Annotated in this window: 16 protein-coding genes; 6 read left to right on the top strand and 10 right to left on the bottom strand. The window is 63.3% G+C overall.

The annotated features are described in order from the left end of the window. Positions 1-46: 46 nt before the first annotated feature. The 7 genes from gph to OU426_RS02145 form a co-directional block, all read right to left on the bottom strand. Positions 47-709, bottom strand: coding sequence for a phosphoglycolate phosphatase (gene gph, locus OU426_RS02175; RefSeq protein ID WP_267632204.1), 663 nt, complete (start codon positions 707-709; stop codon positions 47-49). Then, positions 706-1,260, bottom strand: coding sequence for a thioredoxin family protein (locus OU426_RS02170; protein ID WP_267632203.1), 555 nt, complete (start codon positions 1,258-1,260; stop codon positions 706-708). Before OU426_RS02170 ends, gph begins: the two co-directional genes overlap by 4 nt. Positions 1,261-1,270: 10 nt before the next feature. After that, positions 1,271-1,963, bottom strand: a complete 693-nt coding sequence (rpe, locus tag OU426_RS02165; protein ID WP_267632202.1) for a ribulose-phosphate 3-epimerase — start codon at positions 1,961-1,963, stop codon at positions 1,271-1,273. Positions 1,964-2,093: 130 nt separating this feature from the next. Continuing rightward, entirely contained in the window at positions 2,094-3,248 is a 1,155-nt protein-coding gene (locus tag OU426_RS02160; protein WP_267632201.1) for an N-acetylglucosamine-6-phosphate deacetylase, read from the bottom strand. 12 nt (positions 3,249-3,260) lie between these two features. Next, on the bottom strand, positions 3,261-4,295 hold the full coding sequence (locus OU426_RS02155) for an SIS domain-containing protein (RefSeq protein WP_267632200.1): 1,035 nt from the start codon (positions 4,293-4,295) through the stop codon (positions 3,261-3,263). A 9-nt stretch (positions 4,296-4,304) separates the two neighbouring features. Continuing rightward, positions 4,305-5,066, bottom strand: a complete 762-nt coding sequence (locus OU426_RS02150) for a GntR family transcriptional regulator (RefSeq protein WP_267632199.1) — start codon at positions 5,064-5,066, stop codon at positions 4,305-4,307. After that, on the bottom strand, positions 5,063-5,953 hold the full coding sequence (locus OU426_RS02145) for a glucosamine kinase nucleotide-binding domain-containing protein (protein ID WP_267632198.1): 891 nt from the start codon (positions 5,951-5,953) through the stop codon (positions 5,063-5,065). Before OU426_RS02145 ends, OU426_RS02150 begins: the two co-directional genes overlap by 4 nt. Before the next feature lie 155 nt (positions 5,954-6,108). On the opposite strand from OU426_RS02145, the gene OU426_RS02140 reads away from it, so the two are divergent. From OU426_RS02140 to OU426_RS02115, 6 genes are all read left to right on the top strand, one after another. Beyond that, positions 6,109-7,041 carry an N-acetylmuramic acid 6-phosphate etherase gene (locus OU426_RS02140; protein WP_267632197.1) on the top strand — a complete coding sequence of 311 codons (933 nt, stop codon included), beginning with the start codon at positions 6,109-6,111 and terminating at the stop codon, positions 7,039-7,041. Next, positions 7,038-8,291 (top strand): ABC transporter substrate-binding protein, encoded by a 1,254-nt coding sequence (locus OU426_RS02135; RefSeq protein WP_267632196.1) that lies wholly within the window; start codon positions 7,038-7,040, stop codon positions 8,289-8,291. The genes OU426_RS02140 and OU426_RS02135 overlap by 4 nt, the downstream gene beginning before the upstream one ends. 97 nt (positions 8,292-8,388) lie before the next feature. Further along, positions 8,389-9,300 (top strand): carbohydrate ABC transporter permease, encoded by a 912-nt coding sequence (locus OU426_RS02130; protein WP_267632195.1) that lies wholly within the window; start codon positions 8,389-8,391, stop codon positions 9,298-9,300. A 7-nt stretch (positions 9,301-9,307) separates the two neighbouring features. Next, a complete protein-coding gene (locus OU426_RS02125) occupies positions 9,308-10,147 on the top strand; it encodes a carbohydrate ABC transporter permease (RefSeq protein WP_267632194.1) in 840 nt (279 codons plus the stop codon). After that, on the top strand, positions 10,144-11,169 hold the full coding sequence (locus OU426_RS02120; RefSeq protein ID WP_267632193.1) for a Gfo/Idh/MocA family protein: 1,026 nt from the start codon (positions 10,144-10,146) through the stop codon (positions 11,167-11,169). The genes OU426_RS02125 and OU426_RS02120 overlap by 4 nt, the downstream gene beginning before the upstream one ends. A gap of 2 nt (positions 11,170-11,171) precedes the next feature. Then, complete coding sequence (locus OU426_RS02115; protein ID WP_267632192.1) at positions 11,172-12,170, top strand: ABC transporter ATP-binding protein; 999 nt, start codon at positions 11,172-11,174, stop codon at positions 12,168-12,170. Between the two features lie 63 nt (positions 12,171-12,233). Here OU426_RS02115 and OU426_RS02110 read toward each other — a convergent pair whose 3' ends face one another. From OU426_RS02110 to glgA, 3 genes are read right to left on the bottom strand one after another with little or no spacing between them, the layout of a single operon-like run. Next, on the bottom strand, positions 12,234-13,865 hold the full coding sequence (locus tag OU426_RS02110) for an alpha-D-glucose phosphate-specific phosphoglucomutase (RefSeq protein WP_267632191.1): 1,632 nt from the start codon (positions 13,863-13,865) through the stop codon (positions 12,234-12,236). 7 nt (positions 13,866-13,872) lie between these two features. Then, positions 13,873-15,864: a glycogen debranching protein GlgX gene (gene glgX / locus OU426_RS02105; protein ID WP_267632190.1), complete on the bottom strand. Its 1,992-nt coding sequence runs from the start codon at positions 15,862-15,864 to the stop codon at positions 13,873-13,875. After that, complete coding sequence (glgA, locus tag OU426_RS02100; RefSeq protein ID WP_267632189.1) at positions 15,861-17,318, bottom strand: glycogen synthase GlgA; 1,458 nt, start codon at positions 17,316-17,318, stop codon at positions 15,861-15,863. The genes glgX and glgA overlap by 4 nt, the downstream gene beginning before the upstream one ends. Between the last annotated feature and the right edge of the window lie 23 nt (positions 17,319-17,341).

Here is a 17,341-nt window from a genome sequence, read left to right as displayed (position 1 = left end):
GAATGCGTAAATCGTTCCGGAAGTTCTGGCGATCTTCGGAAAGATGTTACGGCGTTGCAGGTAATGTCGCAATAAGCTCCCGAAAGTCGGCAAAGTCGTCGAACGTGGCAGTGACGCTGATCTCGGACAGCGGAACCCGCAGGTAGCCTTTGGTGAAGAGAAAGAAGGGCAGACCGGCGGCTTCCGCGGTGCGGGCATCGACCTCGCTGTCGCCGACGAAAATCGCTGGTGCGCCGAGCCTGTCGATTGCTGCCAGAAGCGGGGCAGGGTGGGGCTTCCGCTCCGGAAGGCTGTCGCCCGATATGACCACATCGAAGAGAAGGGCGAGACCGAGCGCGGAAAGCACCGCGCCCGTGGCGGCGCCGGGTTTGTTCGTACAGAGGCCGAGCGGATGACCGTGCTGCCTCAAGTTGGTCAGCGTTTCGAATACGTGAGGATAGACGGTCGTCAGTTCAGCCGGGAGCGCGCTGTAATCGGCGACGAGCCGTGTCGTCAGGTCCGCGTGGCGCTCCGCCGCCAGCCCGCGCGCCGCCATCACCCGGTGGACCAGCGCAGGGGCGCCATCGCCGACATAGGACTGGACCTCGGCGCGTGCCATCGGCGCCAGCCCCTCGGCGGCGAGCAGCCGATTCACCGCCGCAGCCAGATCCGGAAGGCTGTCGATCAAGGTTCCGTCGAGGTCGAAGATCAGGGCGGGCGGGGGGCTCACACATCCCGCCATTTGATTGAACAGCCGAGAGAGGCGATCTGATCGTCTGGCCCCTTGCCCGTCCGGGCGACCAGTTTCATTGCTTCGTACAGCTCGCGTTTCACCTCTGGTCCTGCCGGTTGCCTGCCCGACGCATCGAGCCTGCCACGATACTGAAGCTCAAGCCGGTTGTTGAAGCCGAAGAAATCCGGGGTGCAGGCGGCACCATAGGCGCGCGCGACCGCCTGGCTTTCATCGTAGAGATAGGGAAAGGAAAATCCGTGGCGCTGCGCCTCAGTCGCCATATTGGCGAAACTGTCGGCCGGATAGGCGGCCGCATCGTTGGACGAGATGGCGGCCACGCCGATCCCTTCGGCTTGCAACGCCGCCGCGTCGCGCACGATCCGGTCCATCACCGCCTGCACATAGGGGCAATGGTTGCAGATGAACATGATCAACGTGCCGTTTGCCCCGGCGATCTCGCCAAGCGACCACGTGCGCCCGTCGGTGCCCGGAAGCGAGAAATCCGGGGCTTTCCAACCAAAATCGCAGACGGGCGGGGATACGGCCATGAGTTCCTCCTCAGCGCGGGGCCGCCTCGGCGGCGGCGCGGATCGCCCTGATATTCTGGCCATAGACCTGCGGTTTCGCAACCGACCCGCCGGAAAAGACGCCCGATCCCGCTACCAGAACATCCGCGCCCGCCGCCGCGACCAGTGGCGCGGTCTCGGGCGTGATGCCGCCATCGATCTCGATATGGATGGGTCTGTCGCCGATCATCGCGCGCAAGGCGCGCACCTTATCTATCTGGGAATGAATGAATTTTTGCCCGCCGAAGCCCGGGTTGACCGTCATCACGCAGATGAGGTCAACAAGATCCAGCAATTCGCGTGCCGCCTCGGCCGGTGTCCCGGGATTGAGTGCAAGACCGGCTTTTTTCCCATTGGAACGAATGGCTTGCAAGGTGCGGTGGATGTGAGGGCCGGCCTCTACGTGCGCGGTAAGCACATCGGCGCCAGCCTCGCAGAAGGCGTCGATATAGAGATCAACCGGCGCGATCATCAGATGGACGTCCATCACCGTTTTGATATGCGGCCGGATCGCCTTGCAAAGCTGCGGCCCGAACGTGAGGTTCGGCACGAAATGGCCGTCCATCACATCGACATGGACCCAGTCGCAGCCCTGATCCTCGATGGCGCGGATTTCCTGGCCGAAGTTGGCGAAATCGGCCGAGAGGATCGACGGTGCGATCTTTATGGCGCGGGAAAAGGTCATGGAGCGTCCTCGCTGGCATTTCCAGGGCTTTCCGGGCCTTATGACCGAAGACGGGCGCGTGTGAAAGTCCGGACTCGCATATATCAAATAGTTACATAATACCGATTATCGGATATACGGATCAGTTGCCCTATGGCAGCACAAATTGCATCTCGGACAGATCCTGGCGGATGAGAATGAGGTCAGACACCGCCCGCCCCTCGATTGCCGAAAGCGCCTTCAAGCCCATGAGTCTCGCCGGATGGCTGATGGCCATGCGCAAAGCAGTTTCCAGCGACAGGCCGATCTTCTGGGCAAGAAATGCCACAGACTGCAGCATCGTGACATGTGCGCCGGCAAGCGCGCCGTCTGCATTCACAAGCCGTCCATGATCCAGCCGGATGTCCTGACCGTAGAGCTTGTAGCTTTCCGGTCCGGCGACAGTCGGCATCGCGTCGCTGACCAAATACATCCGGTCAGGAACCGGGCGCGCACGCAGCGCCAGCGCGATCATCTCGGGTGCCACATGAATGCCGTCGCAGATGAGCGAGGCATAGGCAGAGGAATTGATCGCGGCGCCGACGCAGCCCGGTTCGCGACCCTGCATCTGCGACATCGCGTTGAAAAGATGGGTGAAGCACTGCGCGCCCTCGGCCAGAAGCGCATTCACCGCCGCAGCCGATGCATCGGTATGGCCGATGGCCACCACGACGCCCATGGCGACGAGCCGCGCCACCTGCCCCGGCTGCACCGCCTCGGGCGCGAGCGTGATCATCACCGGAATGCCGCGCTGTCTCAGGCGCGCGACGACCGCGAAGGTTCGCTCTTCCAGCGGCCGGATATGGCCCTCGGCATGCGTACCCTTGCGGGCGGGCGAAATATGCGGCCCTTCAATATGGATGCCGACAATCCCACCCCGCCCGTGGCTCGCGATCACCGCGTCTGCCGCCGCCTCAAGCACCTCGGCCGCATCGGTGATCAAGGTCGGCAGGATCGCCACGGTGCCCGTGGTGCGGTGTGCGGCCGCGATTGCAAGCGCGCTTTCGGCGTCGGGCCGGTTGTTGAACAGGATACCGCCGCCGCCATTGACCTGCAGATCGACAAAACCCGGCGACAGGATGCCGCCGCACTTCCAGACCGGCCCGGTTCCGTCAAAGCGTTTCAACGAAGCGCGGCCTTTCTGGACGAAAAGCGACGTACCGCTTCTCAGCCAGATACCATCGAAAATTGTCTCGGGCAGGATCCAGGCCCCCTGCCCGGCCATCGCCGCCTCGTCCCAGCCGTCTGGCTTTGCCTCGATGGTCATTGCAGCCTTTCCTCAGATCGTCTCAGTGACCTTGCGCAGATGGCGCGGCGCGTCGGGGTCTATACCCGCCTCGCGCGCGAACCGTTCGACCATCGCGTAGAACGAGACGATCAGCGCGATCGGATCGGTCAGCGGATGGCCTGTTGCGGCGAAAGGCAGTCGGGCGGCCTGTCGCACACGGTCAGAGGTGACAAAAACCCGCGCGCCCTTGGCGGCGATCTTCTCGGCGATATCGAGCAGCGCATCCTCGGCCGCATCGCGTGCCGCAAAAGCGAGTATCGGGAAGCCATCGGATACGATCGAAACCGGGCCGTGCAGCACCTCGGCCGATGAGTAATTCTCGGCATGGATCTGGCTGACTTCCTTGAATTTCAGCGCCGCCTCGCCCGAGATCGCATAGGATGGCCCGCGCCCGAGCGTATAAAGCGAACGCGCGCCCTGCAGCGCTGCGCGCAGTTCGGGCCAGTCGTGGCTGACGGCGCGGCCCAAAGCCTCGGGCAGCGTGCGAACCGCTGCGCGCAGGGCGGCATCGGCCTTCCATTCGGCGACCAGAGCCAGCAGGGCCACGACCGAGGTCACAAACGTCTTGGTCGCCGCCACGCTCAACTCCGGCCCCGCCTTTATATCGATCGTCTCGGCACTGACCCGGGCAAGTTTCGACGCCGGGTCATTGGTGACGGCAACGGTCAGCGCCCCTCCCGCCGTCGCGGACCGCGCCAGTTCGACGATGTCGGGGCTCGCGCCCGATTGGGAAACCGAAATGCAGAGCGCGCCATCAAGCCTTAGCTTCGCCCCGTAGATCGAGGCGACCGAAGGGCCGATCGAGGCGACCGGCAGCCCAAGCGTCAGTTCGGCGGCATATTTGAAAAAGGTCGCCGCCTGATCAGAAGATCCGCGCGCCACAGTGGCAACCACCGCGGGATCGAGCGTCCGAGCCGCGACGGCTGCATGGGTAATGGCGTCCATGCCGTCGGTCAGCAACCGGTCCACGGCATCTGGAATTTCCCGGATTTCCGAAAACATGCGGCTCGTCTTGAGATCGGTCACATCAGTCCCCTAACGTTTCTCTGGCAGGCGCAGTTCGGCCACGAAATCGTAGGCATCGCCGCGATAAATGGAGCGGGTCAGTTCGATGGCCCGGCCTTCCGGAAGAAAGCCGATCCGTTCGATCCTGAGGCCCGCGGCCTGCGGGCGCACCTGCAGAAGGTCGGCATCCTCGGGTCCGAGGTTGATCGCCGATATTTTCTGCATTGCCCGCACGGGCCGGCGACCGCGCTGCCCGAGAAGGTCGTACAGCGAATTCTCGACCGACAAAGGGTCAGGCAGGATATCTGGCGGCAGCGAGGCGCGCTCGATCGCCATCGGCCTGTCGTCGGCGAGCCTCAGGCGCGAAAGCCGCACCACCTGATCGGATGCGCCGAGGCCGAGGGTCAACAGCTCGTCCGGTGCAGGCAGAAACAGCCCGCGTTCCAGCCAGCGCACCGTCGGGCGGTAGCCACGGCGGTTCATGTCCTCAGAAAACGAGGTCAGGTGCGACAGCGATTGTTCGACGCGCGCCGGAGCCGGCGCCACGAATGAGCCCGAGCCCTGCCGTTGGATCACCTGCCCACGCTCGACCAGTTCGGCGATCGCCTTGCGCACCGTCACCCGTGACAGGCCGGTGATGACGGCCATCTCGCGTTCCGGCGGCAGAGGCATGTCATGGGCAAGGAAGCCAGAGGCGATACCGGATTCCAGGCGCTTTCGAAGCTGCACGTAAAGCGGCCCGCCCTCGTCTGACAGCCAGTCTTCGGGCTGCAGGAACTCGATGACCGTCATGGCATATCCTCCCCCGCCCGTGCAGCAAGCAGGAGCGCGCCATCGAGTGCGGTTCCCGCAGCCGGGACGATCCATTCCAGTACGCCCGCCGGCAGATGCCGCGCATAGATGTCGCCAAGTCCGCCCGCAAGGCAAAGCCGCTCGCCCGGCCGCCAGCCGATCACCTCAAGCGCGCGGATCAGATACTCCACCCCGTCGCAAAGCAACGCGCGACCGAGCTCGTCGCCAGCCTCGGCGGCCGCGACAACCTCCGGCGCGAGCCGCGCCAGATCGGCCGGTACCGCAGCCCGCGCAAAGGCGATGATCTGCCCGGGGTCATGCCCGTGGTGCGAAAGGATATGGTCGGCGAGCGGGCTTGCGGGGCGAAGGCCGTCAAGGACCAGCATCACCTCTTGCATCAACCTCAGCCCTAGCCAGCCGCCCGATGCCTGATCGCCGAGGATCAACCCGCGCCCGCCAAGGTGCCGGACCTGCCCCGCGGCGCGGCGAACCACAAACGACCCGGTGCCGACGCCGATCAATGTACCGTCGCCAAGGCCGAGCGCCCCGGTGAGCATCGCCTCATGGTCGCCCGAGGCGCAGATGCGGGCGCCCGGAAAGCGCAGGCGCAGCGCTTCTTCGGTGCGTCCGGCCATCACAGCGCCCGTAATGCCCGCGAGGCCAAGCCAGATCGAATGGGTTTCAGCGCCCGCTTCAGGGCGCGCCTCGCCGATCAGTTGCGAGAGCAGACCCGCGATCGTGGCGATGCCGCCGTCAAAATCGCTTGTCACGTTCGCGGGCCCACCCTCAGCGCTGCGACGGACGCCGGTCACCGGATCGACAAGAGCTGCCCGGCAGCCGGAGCCACCGCCATCGACACCGATATGAATCTGTCGCCCGTAACGCATAATGATACCTTTATAATACCTATTGGCGCTTTGGAAGAGGAAAGTGTCGAGTTCCGTGCGACTTCTTTGGAAAATAAGGCAATTATGCTAGCGTCTGCGATGGGGCTTGATTGAAAGGTATTATAAAGGTATCTTCCTTGATCAAGGGGGATTCGATGGCCGACAAACAGACTGAAAATCTGCATGCCGATGCTGCGGGACTGGATGCGCGGCCGGTAGCCGAGATTCTGGCGCTGCTTCTGTCCGGACAGGCGGCAGCGGTCGCTGCGGTCGAGCGGGCCCTTCCCGATATCGCCCAGGGCGCGCGGCTGATGGCCGACGCCATTGCTGGCGGAGGACGCCTCGTATATGCAGGCGCCGGGTCCTCGGCCTTGATGGCCAATGCCGACGGGATGGAGCTGCCCGGCACCTACGGTATTCCGGCCGAACGTATTCTGCTTTGCATGGCAGGCGGCATTCCCACGGATGCGCATATGCCGGGCGATACCGAAGATGACGGCGCTGCGGGCGCTGCCGCCGGGGTCACGCTCGGCGCAGGCGATCTGGTGATCGCCGTCACTGCCTCGGGCTCCACCCCCTACCCGCTTGAACTGGCGCGCGCGGCGCGGCGCGGCGGCGCCCGGATCGTGGCAATAGCCAACAACCGCAATGCGCCAATCTTCGAGCTGGCCGACGCATCCATCGCGCTGCTGACGCCGCCCGAACTGATCGCCGGTTCGACCCGGATGGGTGCAGGCACGGCGCAGAAAGTTGCGCTCAACCTTCTGTCGACGCTCGCCGCGATCCAACTCGGCCAGGTGCATGACGGGATGATGGTGGGCCTGAAGGCCGACAATACCAAGCTGCGCGCCCGCGCGGCGGGCATCGTGGCGACCATCGCCGAGGTCAGACCGGCGGCGGCCATCAAGAGCCTTGAAGCGACGGGCGGCGACACCAAGGCGGCGGTGCTTGTCGCGCTCGGGCAGACGCCCGGCGAGGCACGGGCGATGCTCGCCACCCATCACGGAAATCTCCGCGCGGCGCTCGCGCGGCTGAGACTGCCGGCGGCCAACGCCGGAGAGATTGCCAACCAAGGGAGTTCCTTATGACAAAGACAAGACTGGCGGCCCTGCTTCTGACCTCGTCGCTTCTGGGCGGCGCGGCCTCGGCAGAGGATGTGACGCTGACCATCGAAAGCTGGCGCAACGATGACCTGACCATCTGGCAGGACAAGATCATCCCGGCCTTCGAAGCTGCAAACCCCGGCATCAAGGTGGTCTTCGCGCCGACGGCACCGGCCGAATATAACGCGGCGCTGAATTCAAAGCTCGATGCGGGCACTGCGGGCGATCTGATCACTTGCCGTCCGTTCGACGCGTCGCTCGCGCTCTACGAAAAGGGCCAACTCGCCGATCTGTCGGGCCTCGCCTCGATGGCCAACTTCTCCAGCGTCGCCAAGTCCGCCTGGCAGACCGACGATGGCGCGGCCACCTTCTGCGTGCCGATGGCTTCGGTCATCCACGGCTTCATCTACAATAAGGATGCGTTCGACGCGCTCGGTATCGCGGTTCCCACCACCGAGGCCGAATTCTTCGCGGCCCTCGACAAGATCAAGGAAGACGGCACCTACATCCCGATGGCGATGGGCACCAACGACCAGTGGGAAGCCGCGACCATGGGTTACAACAACATTGGCCCGAACTATTGGAAGGGCGAGGAAGGGCGTCTGGCGCTGATCAAGGGCGAGCAGAAGCTGACCGACGAGGCCTGGGTTGCCCCTTACCGGCAACTGGCCAAATGGGGCGCCTATCTGGGCGACGGTTACGAGGCGCAAACCTACCCCGACAGCCAGAACCTGTTCACGCTGGGTCGCGCCGCCGTCTATCCGGCTGGCTCTTGGGAAATCTCGGGCTTCAATGCCCAGGCAGGCTTCAAGATGGGCGCCTTCCCGCCGCCGGTCGCGAACGCGAGCGACGAGTGCTACATTTCGGACCATACCGACATCGCGCTTGGGATGAATGCCAAGTCCGCGCACCCGGATGAGGCCAAGGTCTTCCTCGACTGGGTCGGCTCGGCCGAATTCGCGGCGCTCTATGCAAACGCCCTGCCTGGCTTCTTCAGCCTGAATTCGTCGCCGGTCGCCATGGAAGACCCGCTGGCGCAGGAATTTGTCAGCTGGCGCGACAAGTGCCATTCGACGATCCGCTCGACCTACCAGATCCTGTCGCGCGGCACGCCGAACCTTGAGACCGAGACCTGGAACGCCAGCGTCAACACGATCAAGGGCACCGAAACGCCGGAGGACGCCGGCAAGCGACTGCAGGAGGGCCTCGCCTCCTGGTACGCGCCGCAGCAATGAGGACCGGGCGCTGATGCGCCCGATCCAGCGGGGGGCTGCCTGCCCCCCGCACCCCCCCGGGGATATTTGAACCACAGTGAAGGAAAGAGGGGCTGAGATGGCCGGGCGACCGCGTTCCCATATCATCATCTTTCTGGCACCCGCGGTGCTGGTCTATACGGCGGTGATGATATGGCCGCTTTTCAATACGTTGCGGCTTTCTCTTTATGTAAGCGAAGCGGGCGGGCGCCATTTTGCCGGCCTCGCGAATTTCCGAACACTCTTCGGCGACCCGCGCTGGTCGGCGTCCTTCTGGAACGCGCTCGGCAACAATGTCTGGTTCTTCATCATCCATATGATCGTGCAGAACCCGATCGGCATCGCGCTTGCGGCGATCCTGTCGCATCCGCGCCTGCGCTTTTCGGCCTTCTATCGCTCGGCAATCTTCATCCCCACAATCCTCTCTTTCGTGATCGTAGGCTTTGCCTGGAAGCTGATCCTCTCGCCGATCTGGGGGATCGCGCCCGGCATGCTCGACGCGGTCGGCTTGAAATCTTTGTTCGCACCGTGGCTCGGGAAAGAGGAATATGCACTCACCACGCTCGCGCTGATCTCGGTCTGGCAGTTCGTCGGGATCCCGATGATGTTGATCTACGCCGCCCTTCTGTCGATCCCCGAAGAGGTGCTGGAGGCGGGCGAGATCGATGGCCTGACTGGCTGGGCGGCCTTCTGGAAAATCAAACTACCCCTGATCCTGCCCTCGATCGGCATCATCTCGATCCTGACATTCGTCGGCAATTTCAATGCCTTCGACCTTATTTATGCCGCACAGGGCGCGCTGGCTGGGCCGAATTTCTCGACCGATATCCTGGGCACCTTCCTCTATCGCACCTTCTTCGGCTTCCAGCTGCAGTTGGGCGACCCCCATATGGGCTCGGCCATCGCAACCGCGATGTTCGTCATCATCCTGACTGGCGTCTGCATCTACCTCTGGGGCATCCAGACCCGCATGCGCCGCTACCAGTTCTGAGGGTCCGATGAACAAGGCACGCCATAACCCGCTGAATTCCGCCGCCGCGCACGGGGCGCTGATCCTCTACACCTTGATCGCCCTGTTCCCGGTCTTCGTGATCATCATCAACTCGTTCAAGACGCGTAAGGCGATCTTCGCCGAACCGTTGACCCCGCCGGTGGGCGACGCCTTTTCGCTGATCGGCTACCAGACGGTGATGAAGCAGGGGGATTTCTTCCTCTATTTCCAGAATTCCTTCATCGTCACCGTGGTTTCCCTGTTCTTCATCCTTCTCTTCGGCGCGATGGCAGCCTTCGCGCTGTCGGAATACCGCTTCCGGGGCAACACACTGATGGGCCTCTATCTTGCGCTCGGCATCATGATCCCGATCCGCATTGGTACCGTCGCTATCCTGGAACTCATGGTGCAGACCGGCCTTATCAATACGCTTCTGGCGCTGATCCTCGTCTATACCGCGCAAGGCCTACCACTGGCCGTCTTCATCCTGTCGGAGTTCATGCGCCAGGTGTCGGACGATCTGAAGAACGCCGGCCGCATCGACGGGATGAGCGAATATGCGATCTTTTTCAAGCTCGTATTACCGCTTGTTCGTCCGGCTATGGCTACGGTCGCCGTCTTCAACATGATCCCGATCTGGAACGACCTCTGGTTCCCGCTGATCCTTGCCCCGGGCGAAAGCACAAAGACGCTGACGCTGGGATCCCAGGTCTTCATCGGCCAATTCGTGACGGACTGGAATGCCGTTCTCTCAGCCTTGTCGCTCGCCATCCTGCCGGTGCTGGTGCTCTACGTCATTTTCTCACGGCAGCTCATCCGCGGCATCACCTCGGGGGCAGTCAAATGAGGGTTCTGGTCGCCGGTCTCGGCAATATGGGGCTGAGCCACGCCCTAGCCCACCATCACCACCCCGATGCGGAAATCGTCGGCCTCGTGAATCGCAGCGGCAGCTGCGCGCACCCCGATCTTGCCGCATATCCGGCCTTCGGCGACTACTACGAGGCGCTGACCGAGACTCGGCCGGACCTCGCCGTCATCGCGACCTATTCCGACAGTCACGCTGACTACGCCTGTGCTGCGATGGAGGCGGGCGCCCATGTCTTCGTCGAAAAACCGCTCGCGACCACCGTCGCTGACGCCCGCCGGGTTGTGGATTGTGCCACGGCGAACGGCCGTAAACTGGTCGTAGGATATATCCTGCGTCACCACCCCTCCTGGCAGCGGCTGATCGCAGAGGCGCGGGCGCTTGGCGGGCCGTATGTATTCCGGCTGAACCTGAATCAGCAATCGACCGGTGCGACCTGGGACACCCACAAGCAGCTGATGCAGACGACACCGCCCATCGTCGACTGTGGCGTGCATTATGTCGACGTAATGTGCCAGATCACTGACGCGAAACCTGTCCGCGTCCATGGCATGGGGCTGCGTCTGTCGGACGAGATCGCGGCAAACATGTACAATTACGGCCAGTTCCAGGTGGTCTTTGAAGACGGTTCCGTCGGCTGGTACGAAGCCGGCTGGGGTCCGATGATGTCCGAGGTTGCCTATTTCGTGAAGGATGTGATCAGCCCCAATGGCGCCATCTCGATCCTTTCCGGCATGCACCCCGACAGCGACAGCGTTGAAGGCCACACAAAGGTCGGCGCGCTTCGCATCCACCGCGTGAACGGCACCGACCGCGATATCGACTTCCCGGGCGAACCCGGGCACCAGGCGCTGTGTGATGCCGAACAGGCCTACATGCTGCGGGCCATCGCCGAAGACATCGACCTCACTCGCCACATGGAAGACGCCGTCCAGTCGCTTGCCATCTGCCTTGCCGCCGACGAAAGCATCCGCACCGGCCGCGCCATCGATCTGAAAGGTTGAAGATGACCGCCCTAGCCCTTGAAAACATCAATAAATCCTTCGGTTCCGTTGATGTCTTGAAAGACATCAGCCTGACCGTCGAGCCGGGAGAGTTCATCGTCTTCGTCGGCCCGTCAGGATGCGGGAAATCGACGCTTCTGCGCACCATCGCCGGGCTCGAGGATGCAACCTCGGGCCGGATCGAGATCGGCGGCAAGGATGTGACGATGACGCCGCCTGCAAAACGCGGCATCGCGATGGTATTCCAGTCCTATGCGCTTTACCCCCATCTGGATGTCGAGGGGAACATGGCGCTTGGCCTGAAGCAGGCCGGCGAAGCAAAGGCCGTGATCGCTGAACGCATCCAGGGCGCTGCCCAGATGCTGAGTCTGGAGCCCTATCTGAAGCGCCGCCCGGCGGAACTGTCGGGTGGCCAGCGCCAGCGGGTGGCCATCGGCCGGGCAATCGTGCGGAAGCCTGATCTTTTCCTGTTCGACGAACCGCTCTCCAACCTCGATGCAGCACTTCGCATGGCGACGCGCGTCGAAATCGCCCGGCTGCACCGCGAACTGGGCGCGGCCATGATCTACGTCACCCACGATCAGACCGAGGCAATGACGCTCGCCGACCGGATCGTTGTTCTGCGCGACGGGCGGATCGAGCAAGTCGGCTCGCCCATGGCGTTGTACAACGATCCGGCCAACCAGTTCGTTGCTGGTTTCCTTGGTGCGCCTTCGATGAATTTCCTTGCCGCAGGCCAGCTAGGTGCATCTGGCGCAACGCTCGGCATCCGGCCCGAACATCTGACCGTCGGTCAAACCGGCCGCATAAAGGGCCGTATTACCCATGTCGAGCGGCTGGGCGGCGATACCAACCTTCTGGTCACGACAGAAGCGGGCGAAACCGTGACAGTCCGCCTCTTCGGTCAGCACCCCCACTGCGTCGACGAAACGGTCGCCCTCGATTTCGACCCGCGCCACGCCTATGCCTTCGATGCGCAAGGTCTGAGGATCAGAGGCTAAACCCCCTTACTGTGGGCCAAATATCCCACAGTGGTGCGGGGGTGCTGAACCCCCGGCCTTGCGTCAGGTCACAACATCAGGCCCCATGCGTCCGCTCGCCGCCTTGATCCCAGCCAGGATCTCGGTCGCGTCGATCATTGGCTGCAATGCCGCCTGCACTTCGGTATCGAGCCCCTCGGGTCCTGCCACAAACCGTTCCAGATAGAGCCTGATTGTCGCGCCCTCCGTTCCGGTGCCTGACAGGCGCAGGACGAAACGGGAGCCGCCGTCGAACGCGATGCGGATGCCCTGCCCTTTAGAGAGCGAGCCATCGACTGGATCCTTATAGGCGAAATCGTCTGCCGAGGCGATCTTCAGCCCCTCGACCGCCAGCCCCGGCAGATCCGCGAGCCGCGCGCGGAGTGCACCCATAATCCCTTCGGCCTGTGCGACCGGCAGCGCTTCATAATCATGCCGTGAATAATAGTTGCGACCGAACTTCCGCCAATGCGTGGAAAGGATTTCCTGAACCGTTTCCTTGCGTTCGGCGAGGATATTCAACCACAGAAGCACCGCCCACAGCCCGTCTTTTTCACGGACGTGATCAGACCCAGTACCGAAGCTCTCCTCGCCGCAAAGCGTGGCGCGGCCGGCGTCAAGCAGGTTGCCAAAGAACTTCCACCCTGTCGGAGTCTCATAGCAACCGATCCCCAACGCCTCGGCCACCCGGTCCGCCGCCGCAGACGTCGGCATGGAGCGCGCGACGCCCTTCAGACCCGCCCGGTAGCCCGGCGCCAGATGCGCGTTTGCGGCGAGAACCGCCAACGAATCCGATGGCGACACATAGATGCCCCGCCCGACAACCATGTTGCGGTCGCCGTCGCCGTCCGAAGCTGCTCCGAAGTCGGGTGCATCCGGGCCCATCATCTCGTCCATGAGCTCATGCGCCCATGTCGGGTTCGGGTCGGGATGCATTCCGCCGAAATCCGGCAAGGGCGTGGCGTGGGTCACAGTCCCCGAGGGTGCGCCCAGGCGGTTTTCCAGGATTTCCTTTGCATAGGGCCCGGTCACCGCACACATCGCATCGAACCGCATCCGAAAGCCGCCAGCAAAGAGGGCGCGCATCTTCGTAAAATCGAAAAGGCTTTCCATCAGGGTGGCATAGTCAGACACCGGGTCGACGACGCATACTGTCATATTCCCAATAGTTTGGTCGCTGATCTTCATCAGATCGACATCGGTCGTCTCTGCAATGCGATAGTGACTGATCGCCTTCGTTTGCGCGAATATCGCGTCGGTCACCGCCTCTGGCGCCGGACCACCGTTTGGCATGTTGAATTTCACGCCGAAGTCCTCGTCCGGCCCGCCGGGATTATGGCTGGCGGACATGATGATCCCGCCGTCGGTCCGGTTCAGGCGGATCAGATGAGAGGCGGCCGGCGTAGACAGAATGGCCCCTTTCCCGACGATTACCTTCTTGGCGCCGTTCGCCGCTGCCATGCGCAGGATCACTTGGGCAGCACGGTCGTTGAAATAGCGCCCGTCGCCGCCAAGGACGAAGGTCTTGCCTTCGGCGCCGCCAATTGCGTCGAAGATCGCCTGCACGAAGTTTTCGAGATAGTGCCGACCCATGAAGACTTTGGTCTTCTTGCGCAGACCCGAGGTTCCCGGCTTCTGCCCCTCGATCGGTTGGGTTGGGATGGTCAGAAACTGCATCGGAACCTCACTTTCCGGCCGGGCCGGTTTGGCTGAACAGAAGAACGGATTGGGCGGCCACGGCGATCTTGCCGGTATGGGCGGTCACTGGCCGGTCGGGGGCGGAGCTGTCAAGTTCCAGCTGCCAGGGACCTGCAGGCAACAGAAAGTGCCCTTCGCCTCCGCTATTGAAGATCACGAATATCCTGCCGCGCGTGTCGCTGAGGCACATGCCGAACGGCCATTCGCCTCGTGCGTCCCAGTCGACTCCCGTAGGCTCACGCCCGTCGGCGGTGTACCAGGCCAGATCGCGCCGGCCGTCAGGCCCCAGTGCACCATGCAGGAAGCGATGCTGGCGAAGCGCACCAAAGCGTCGGCGCAAGGCCGCAAGGCGTGCCACATAGCTCGCAAGCGCGGTGTCTGCGCCGGTCCAATTGGTCCAGCTGATCGGATTGTCCTGCGAATAGGCATTGTTGTTGCCGTTCTGGCTGCGCCCCAGCTCATCACCTGCGAGCAGCATCGGCGTGCCTTGCGATACAAACAGCGTCGCGAGCATTGCCCGTACCCGCCGGGCCCGGGCGCCTGCGATCACGGGATCGGTCGTCGGCCCTTCAACGCCCAGATTGTCTGAAAGATTGTGGGTATGGCCGTCATGGTTGCCTTCGCGGTTCGCATCGTTGTGTTTGTCAGCGAAACTCACGAGATCAGCAAGCGTGAAGCCGTCATGCGCACTAAGAAGGTTGACCGACGCCTCTGGCTGCCGACCGGGAGCATCGAAGATTTCGGCGGAGCCGGCCAGCCGCCGCGCCAGATCACCCTGCCGTCCGTCGTGACGCCAATACCTGCGAACATCATCGCGGAACCGGTCATTCCATTCGCGGAACGGTGCGGAGAAACGGCCAAGCCTGTAGCCATCCGGTCCAAGATCCCAGGGCTCAACAATCAGGATGAGCCGGCCGAGGATCGGGTCGGCGCGCAGTTGGTCAAGGAAACTCGCGCCGTCCCGCACCAAAGTCACCGCCAGATCAAAGCGGAACCCCGCGATCCCCATGGCCGCCCAGTGGCGGAGCGCGTCAAGGCAAAGTTGCGCAACCATCGGATGGGCAAGGTTCATCGTATTTCCGCAGCCGGTGTCGTTGACATAACCGCCGCCCGGCGTGAGGCGGTAGTAACTGGCGTTGTCAAGGCCACGGAACGCGATGGTCGGCCCCGTCAGATCGCCCTCGCCAGTATGGTTGAACACGACATCGAGGATGACCCCGATTTCCGCCGCCTTAAGCGCCGCGATGGTCGTGCGCGGGTCCTGCCCGGCGCCCAGATAGCGCGGCTCTGGCGCCAGATGGCAGATCGGCTGATAGCCCCAGTAGTTGGGCAGGCCGCGTTCTGCGACATGGCGGTCGTCGATGAAGGCTGCAACCGGGAGAAGCTCGACATGGCTCACCCCGATGCTTCGCAGATGGGCAATCATATGAGGATCGGACAGGCCTGCCCACGTACCGCGCAAAGCCTCTGCCGGTGCCGGGTGTAGCCGTGTCAGACCCTTCAAATGTGCCTCGTAGACCAGTTCGACCGGTCGGTCAGGCGCACGCGCTGCTGGCGGCGGCGACGCAGTGACCAGGCATTTTGGGACGTGCGGTGCGCTGTCTTCATGCGAGGGGCCGCTGGTGAAGGGAGAGGCGCCGGCGTATCCGGTCATCGCGGGATGCCAGGAAAGCCGACCGTCCAACGCGCGCGCATAGGGATCTAGCAGCAGTTTTGCGGGATTGAACAGATGACCTGCCTCGGGTGCCCATGGTCCCAGGGCGCGGTAGCCGTAAGCCTGCCCCGGCCCAATGCCCGGGACGAAGGATTGCCAGAGGTGTCCGGCTCGTTGCATGGGAATACGCCGCTCTGTCCCGTTCTCGAACAGGCAAAGGTCGATCCGTTCGGCATTGGCCGAGAAAAGTGTGAATTGCGTGCCGCCCGGGCCGGCCAGCGCCCCGAAGTCCGGGGTCAGCGCCCTTGACGCGTGAGCGGTCATTCAGCTGCCACCGAAGCATAGAGATCAGCATAGGCGCGAGCCGCACGGCCCCAGCCGAAATCAGCCTTCATCGCCCGCTTCTGCAGCGCTTTCCAGACCGGCTTGTCGGCATAAAGATGCAGGAGTTGGTCAAGCGCCCGCGTCAGGGCCAGCCGATCGACAGGATGGAAGGTGATCCCCGTCGCCGCGGCCGCCCCGAGACTGGCAGGAGTGGCACCGATGACCGTATCGGCCAGCCCACCTGTCAGGGCCACGACCGGAATTGTGCCGTAGCGCAACCCATATAGCTGCGTCAGCCCGCAGGGTTCGAACCGCGAAGGCACGATGACCGCATCGCCACCCGCGAACATCCGGTGTGAGAGGTCTTCATCATAGCCGATCCTCACGCCGACCTTGCCGGGAAAGCGTGCGGCGAGCGTGCTGAGCGCAGCCTCTAGGTCACTGTCTCCAGACCCAAGCAGTGCGAGCGTTCCGCCTCCGGCAACAAAGCCAGGAAGCGCATCAACCAGGATATCCATGCCCTTCTGGTGGGACAGTCGGCTGACGACAATGGCAAGAGGTCCGCTGTCGGGACCAAGCCCGAATTCGGCGGCGAGAAGCTTGCGGTTTTCTGCCTTGCCCGCCATGGAAGTCGCAGAATAGGGCGTGACGGCTGAGTCAGTCGCAGGATTCCAGGCTGTGGTATCAATCCCGTTCAGGATGCCCGACAAAGACGTGCCCCGATCAGCGATCACCCCTTCCAGACCCATGCCAAAAGCCGGGCGCCTCAGTTCCTCGGCGTAGGTGGGACTGACGGTAGTAACGCGATCGGCTGTGATAAGACCGGCCTTCAACGAACTGATATTGCCCCAGTATTCCAGAGCACCAGGGTGGAACTGTGTTGATGGAAGCCTTAGGCGCATCAGTTTGGCCGCGGGGGCGATGCCCTGGAAGGCGATGTTGTGAATGGTAAGGATGGTGCCAACGCCCGTGCCCGGGAAGGCCCAGCTCAGATAGGCAGGCGCAAGCCCCGCCTGCCAGTCATGGGCATGCAGCACGTCTGGTCGCCAGCCGTCGGCGTCCCCTTTAGCCGCGATTGAGGCTGCCGCCCAAGAGAGCGCGGCAAAACGCTCTGGATTGTCTGGATGATCCGACCCCGCGACCGAATAGGGGCCGCCCGTACGGTCGAAAAGGTGCGGCGCGTCAAGAAGGTAGAACTCCGCCGATCCGACGCTACCCGCGACAATCCGTGCGGGACCGCCAAAGAGATCGGGCGCCGCCCAGACATCGCGTGCGCCGTCCAGACGCTCAACCAGACCCCGATAAGAGGGCAGCAGGGTGCGAACCTCCCAGCCCTCGGGCGCCAGAGCGCCAGGCAGTGCGCCGACCACGTCAGCAAGCCCGCCAGTCTTGACCAGCGGCACGCACTCAGACGCGACCGACAGAACGCTTCCCTCCCTTTTCTGCGCTGACATTCCTTCCTCGTTCATCCTTGCGC

The organism is Frigidibacter sp. RF13 (genome assembly GCF_026626305.1).
GTDB lineage: Bacteria > Pseudomonadota > Alphaproteobacteria > Rhodobacterales > Rhodobacteraceae > TMP-24.
This window is presented reverse-complemented; position numbering and strand designations above follow the sequence as displayed.

Coding starts and splice junctions, on each gene's coding strand:
- OU426_RS02170 (WP_267632203.1), bottom strand. CDS start 1,260: ATGGCCGTATCCCCGCCCGTCTGCGATTTTGGTTGGAAAGCCCCGGAT.
- rpe (WP_267632202.1), bottom strand. CDS start 1,963: ATGACCTTTTCCCGCGCCATAAAGATCGCACCGTCGATCCTCTCGGCC.
- OU426_RS02160 (WP_267632201.1), bottom strand. CDS start 3,248: ATGACCATCGAGGCAAAGCCAGACGGCTGGGACGAGGCGGCGATGGCC.
- OU426_RS02150 (WP_267632199.1), bottom strand. CDS start 5,066: ATGACGGTCATCGAGTTCCTGCAGCCCGAAGACTGGCTGTCAGACGAG.
- OU426_RS02145 (WP_267632198.1), bottom strand. CDS start 5,953: ATGCGTTACGGGCGACAGATTCATATCGGTGTCGATGGCGGTGGCTCC.
- OU426_RS02140 (WP_267632197.1), top strand. CDS start 6,109: ATGGCCGACAAACAGACTGAAAATCTGCATGCCGATGCTGCGGGACTG.
- OU426_RS02135 (WP_267632196.1), top strand. CDS start 7,038: ATGACAAAGACAAGACTGGCGGCCCTGCTTCTGACCTCGTCGCTTCTG.
- OU426_RS02130 (WP_267632195.1), top strand. CDS start 8,389: ATGGCCGGGCGACCGCGTTCCCATATCATCATCTTTCTGGCACCCGCG.
- OU426_RS02125 (WP_267632194.1), top strand. CDS start 9,308: ATGAACAAGGCACGCCATAACCCGCTGAATTCCGCCGCCGCGCACGGG.
- OU426_RS02120 (WP_267632193.1), top strand. CDS start 10,144: ATGAGGGTTCTGGTCGCCGGTCTCGGCAATATGGGGCTGAGCCACGCC.
- OU426_RS02115 (WP_267632192.1), top strand. CDS start 11,172: ATGACCGCCCTAGCCCTTGAAAACATCAATAAATCCTTCGGTTCCGTT.
- OU426_RS02110 (WP_267632191.1), bottom strand. CDS start 13,865: ATGCAGTTTCTGACCATCCCAACCCAACCGATCGAGGGGCAGAAGCCG.
- glgX (WP_267632190.1), bottom strand. CDS start 15,864: ATGACCGCTCACGCGTCAAGGGCGCTGACCCCGGACTTCGGGGCGCTG.
- glgA (WP_267632189.1), bottom strand. CDS start 17,318: ATGTCAGCGCAGAAAAGGGAGGGAAGCGTTCTGTCGGTCGCGTCTGAG.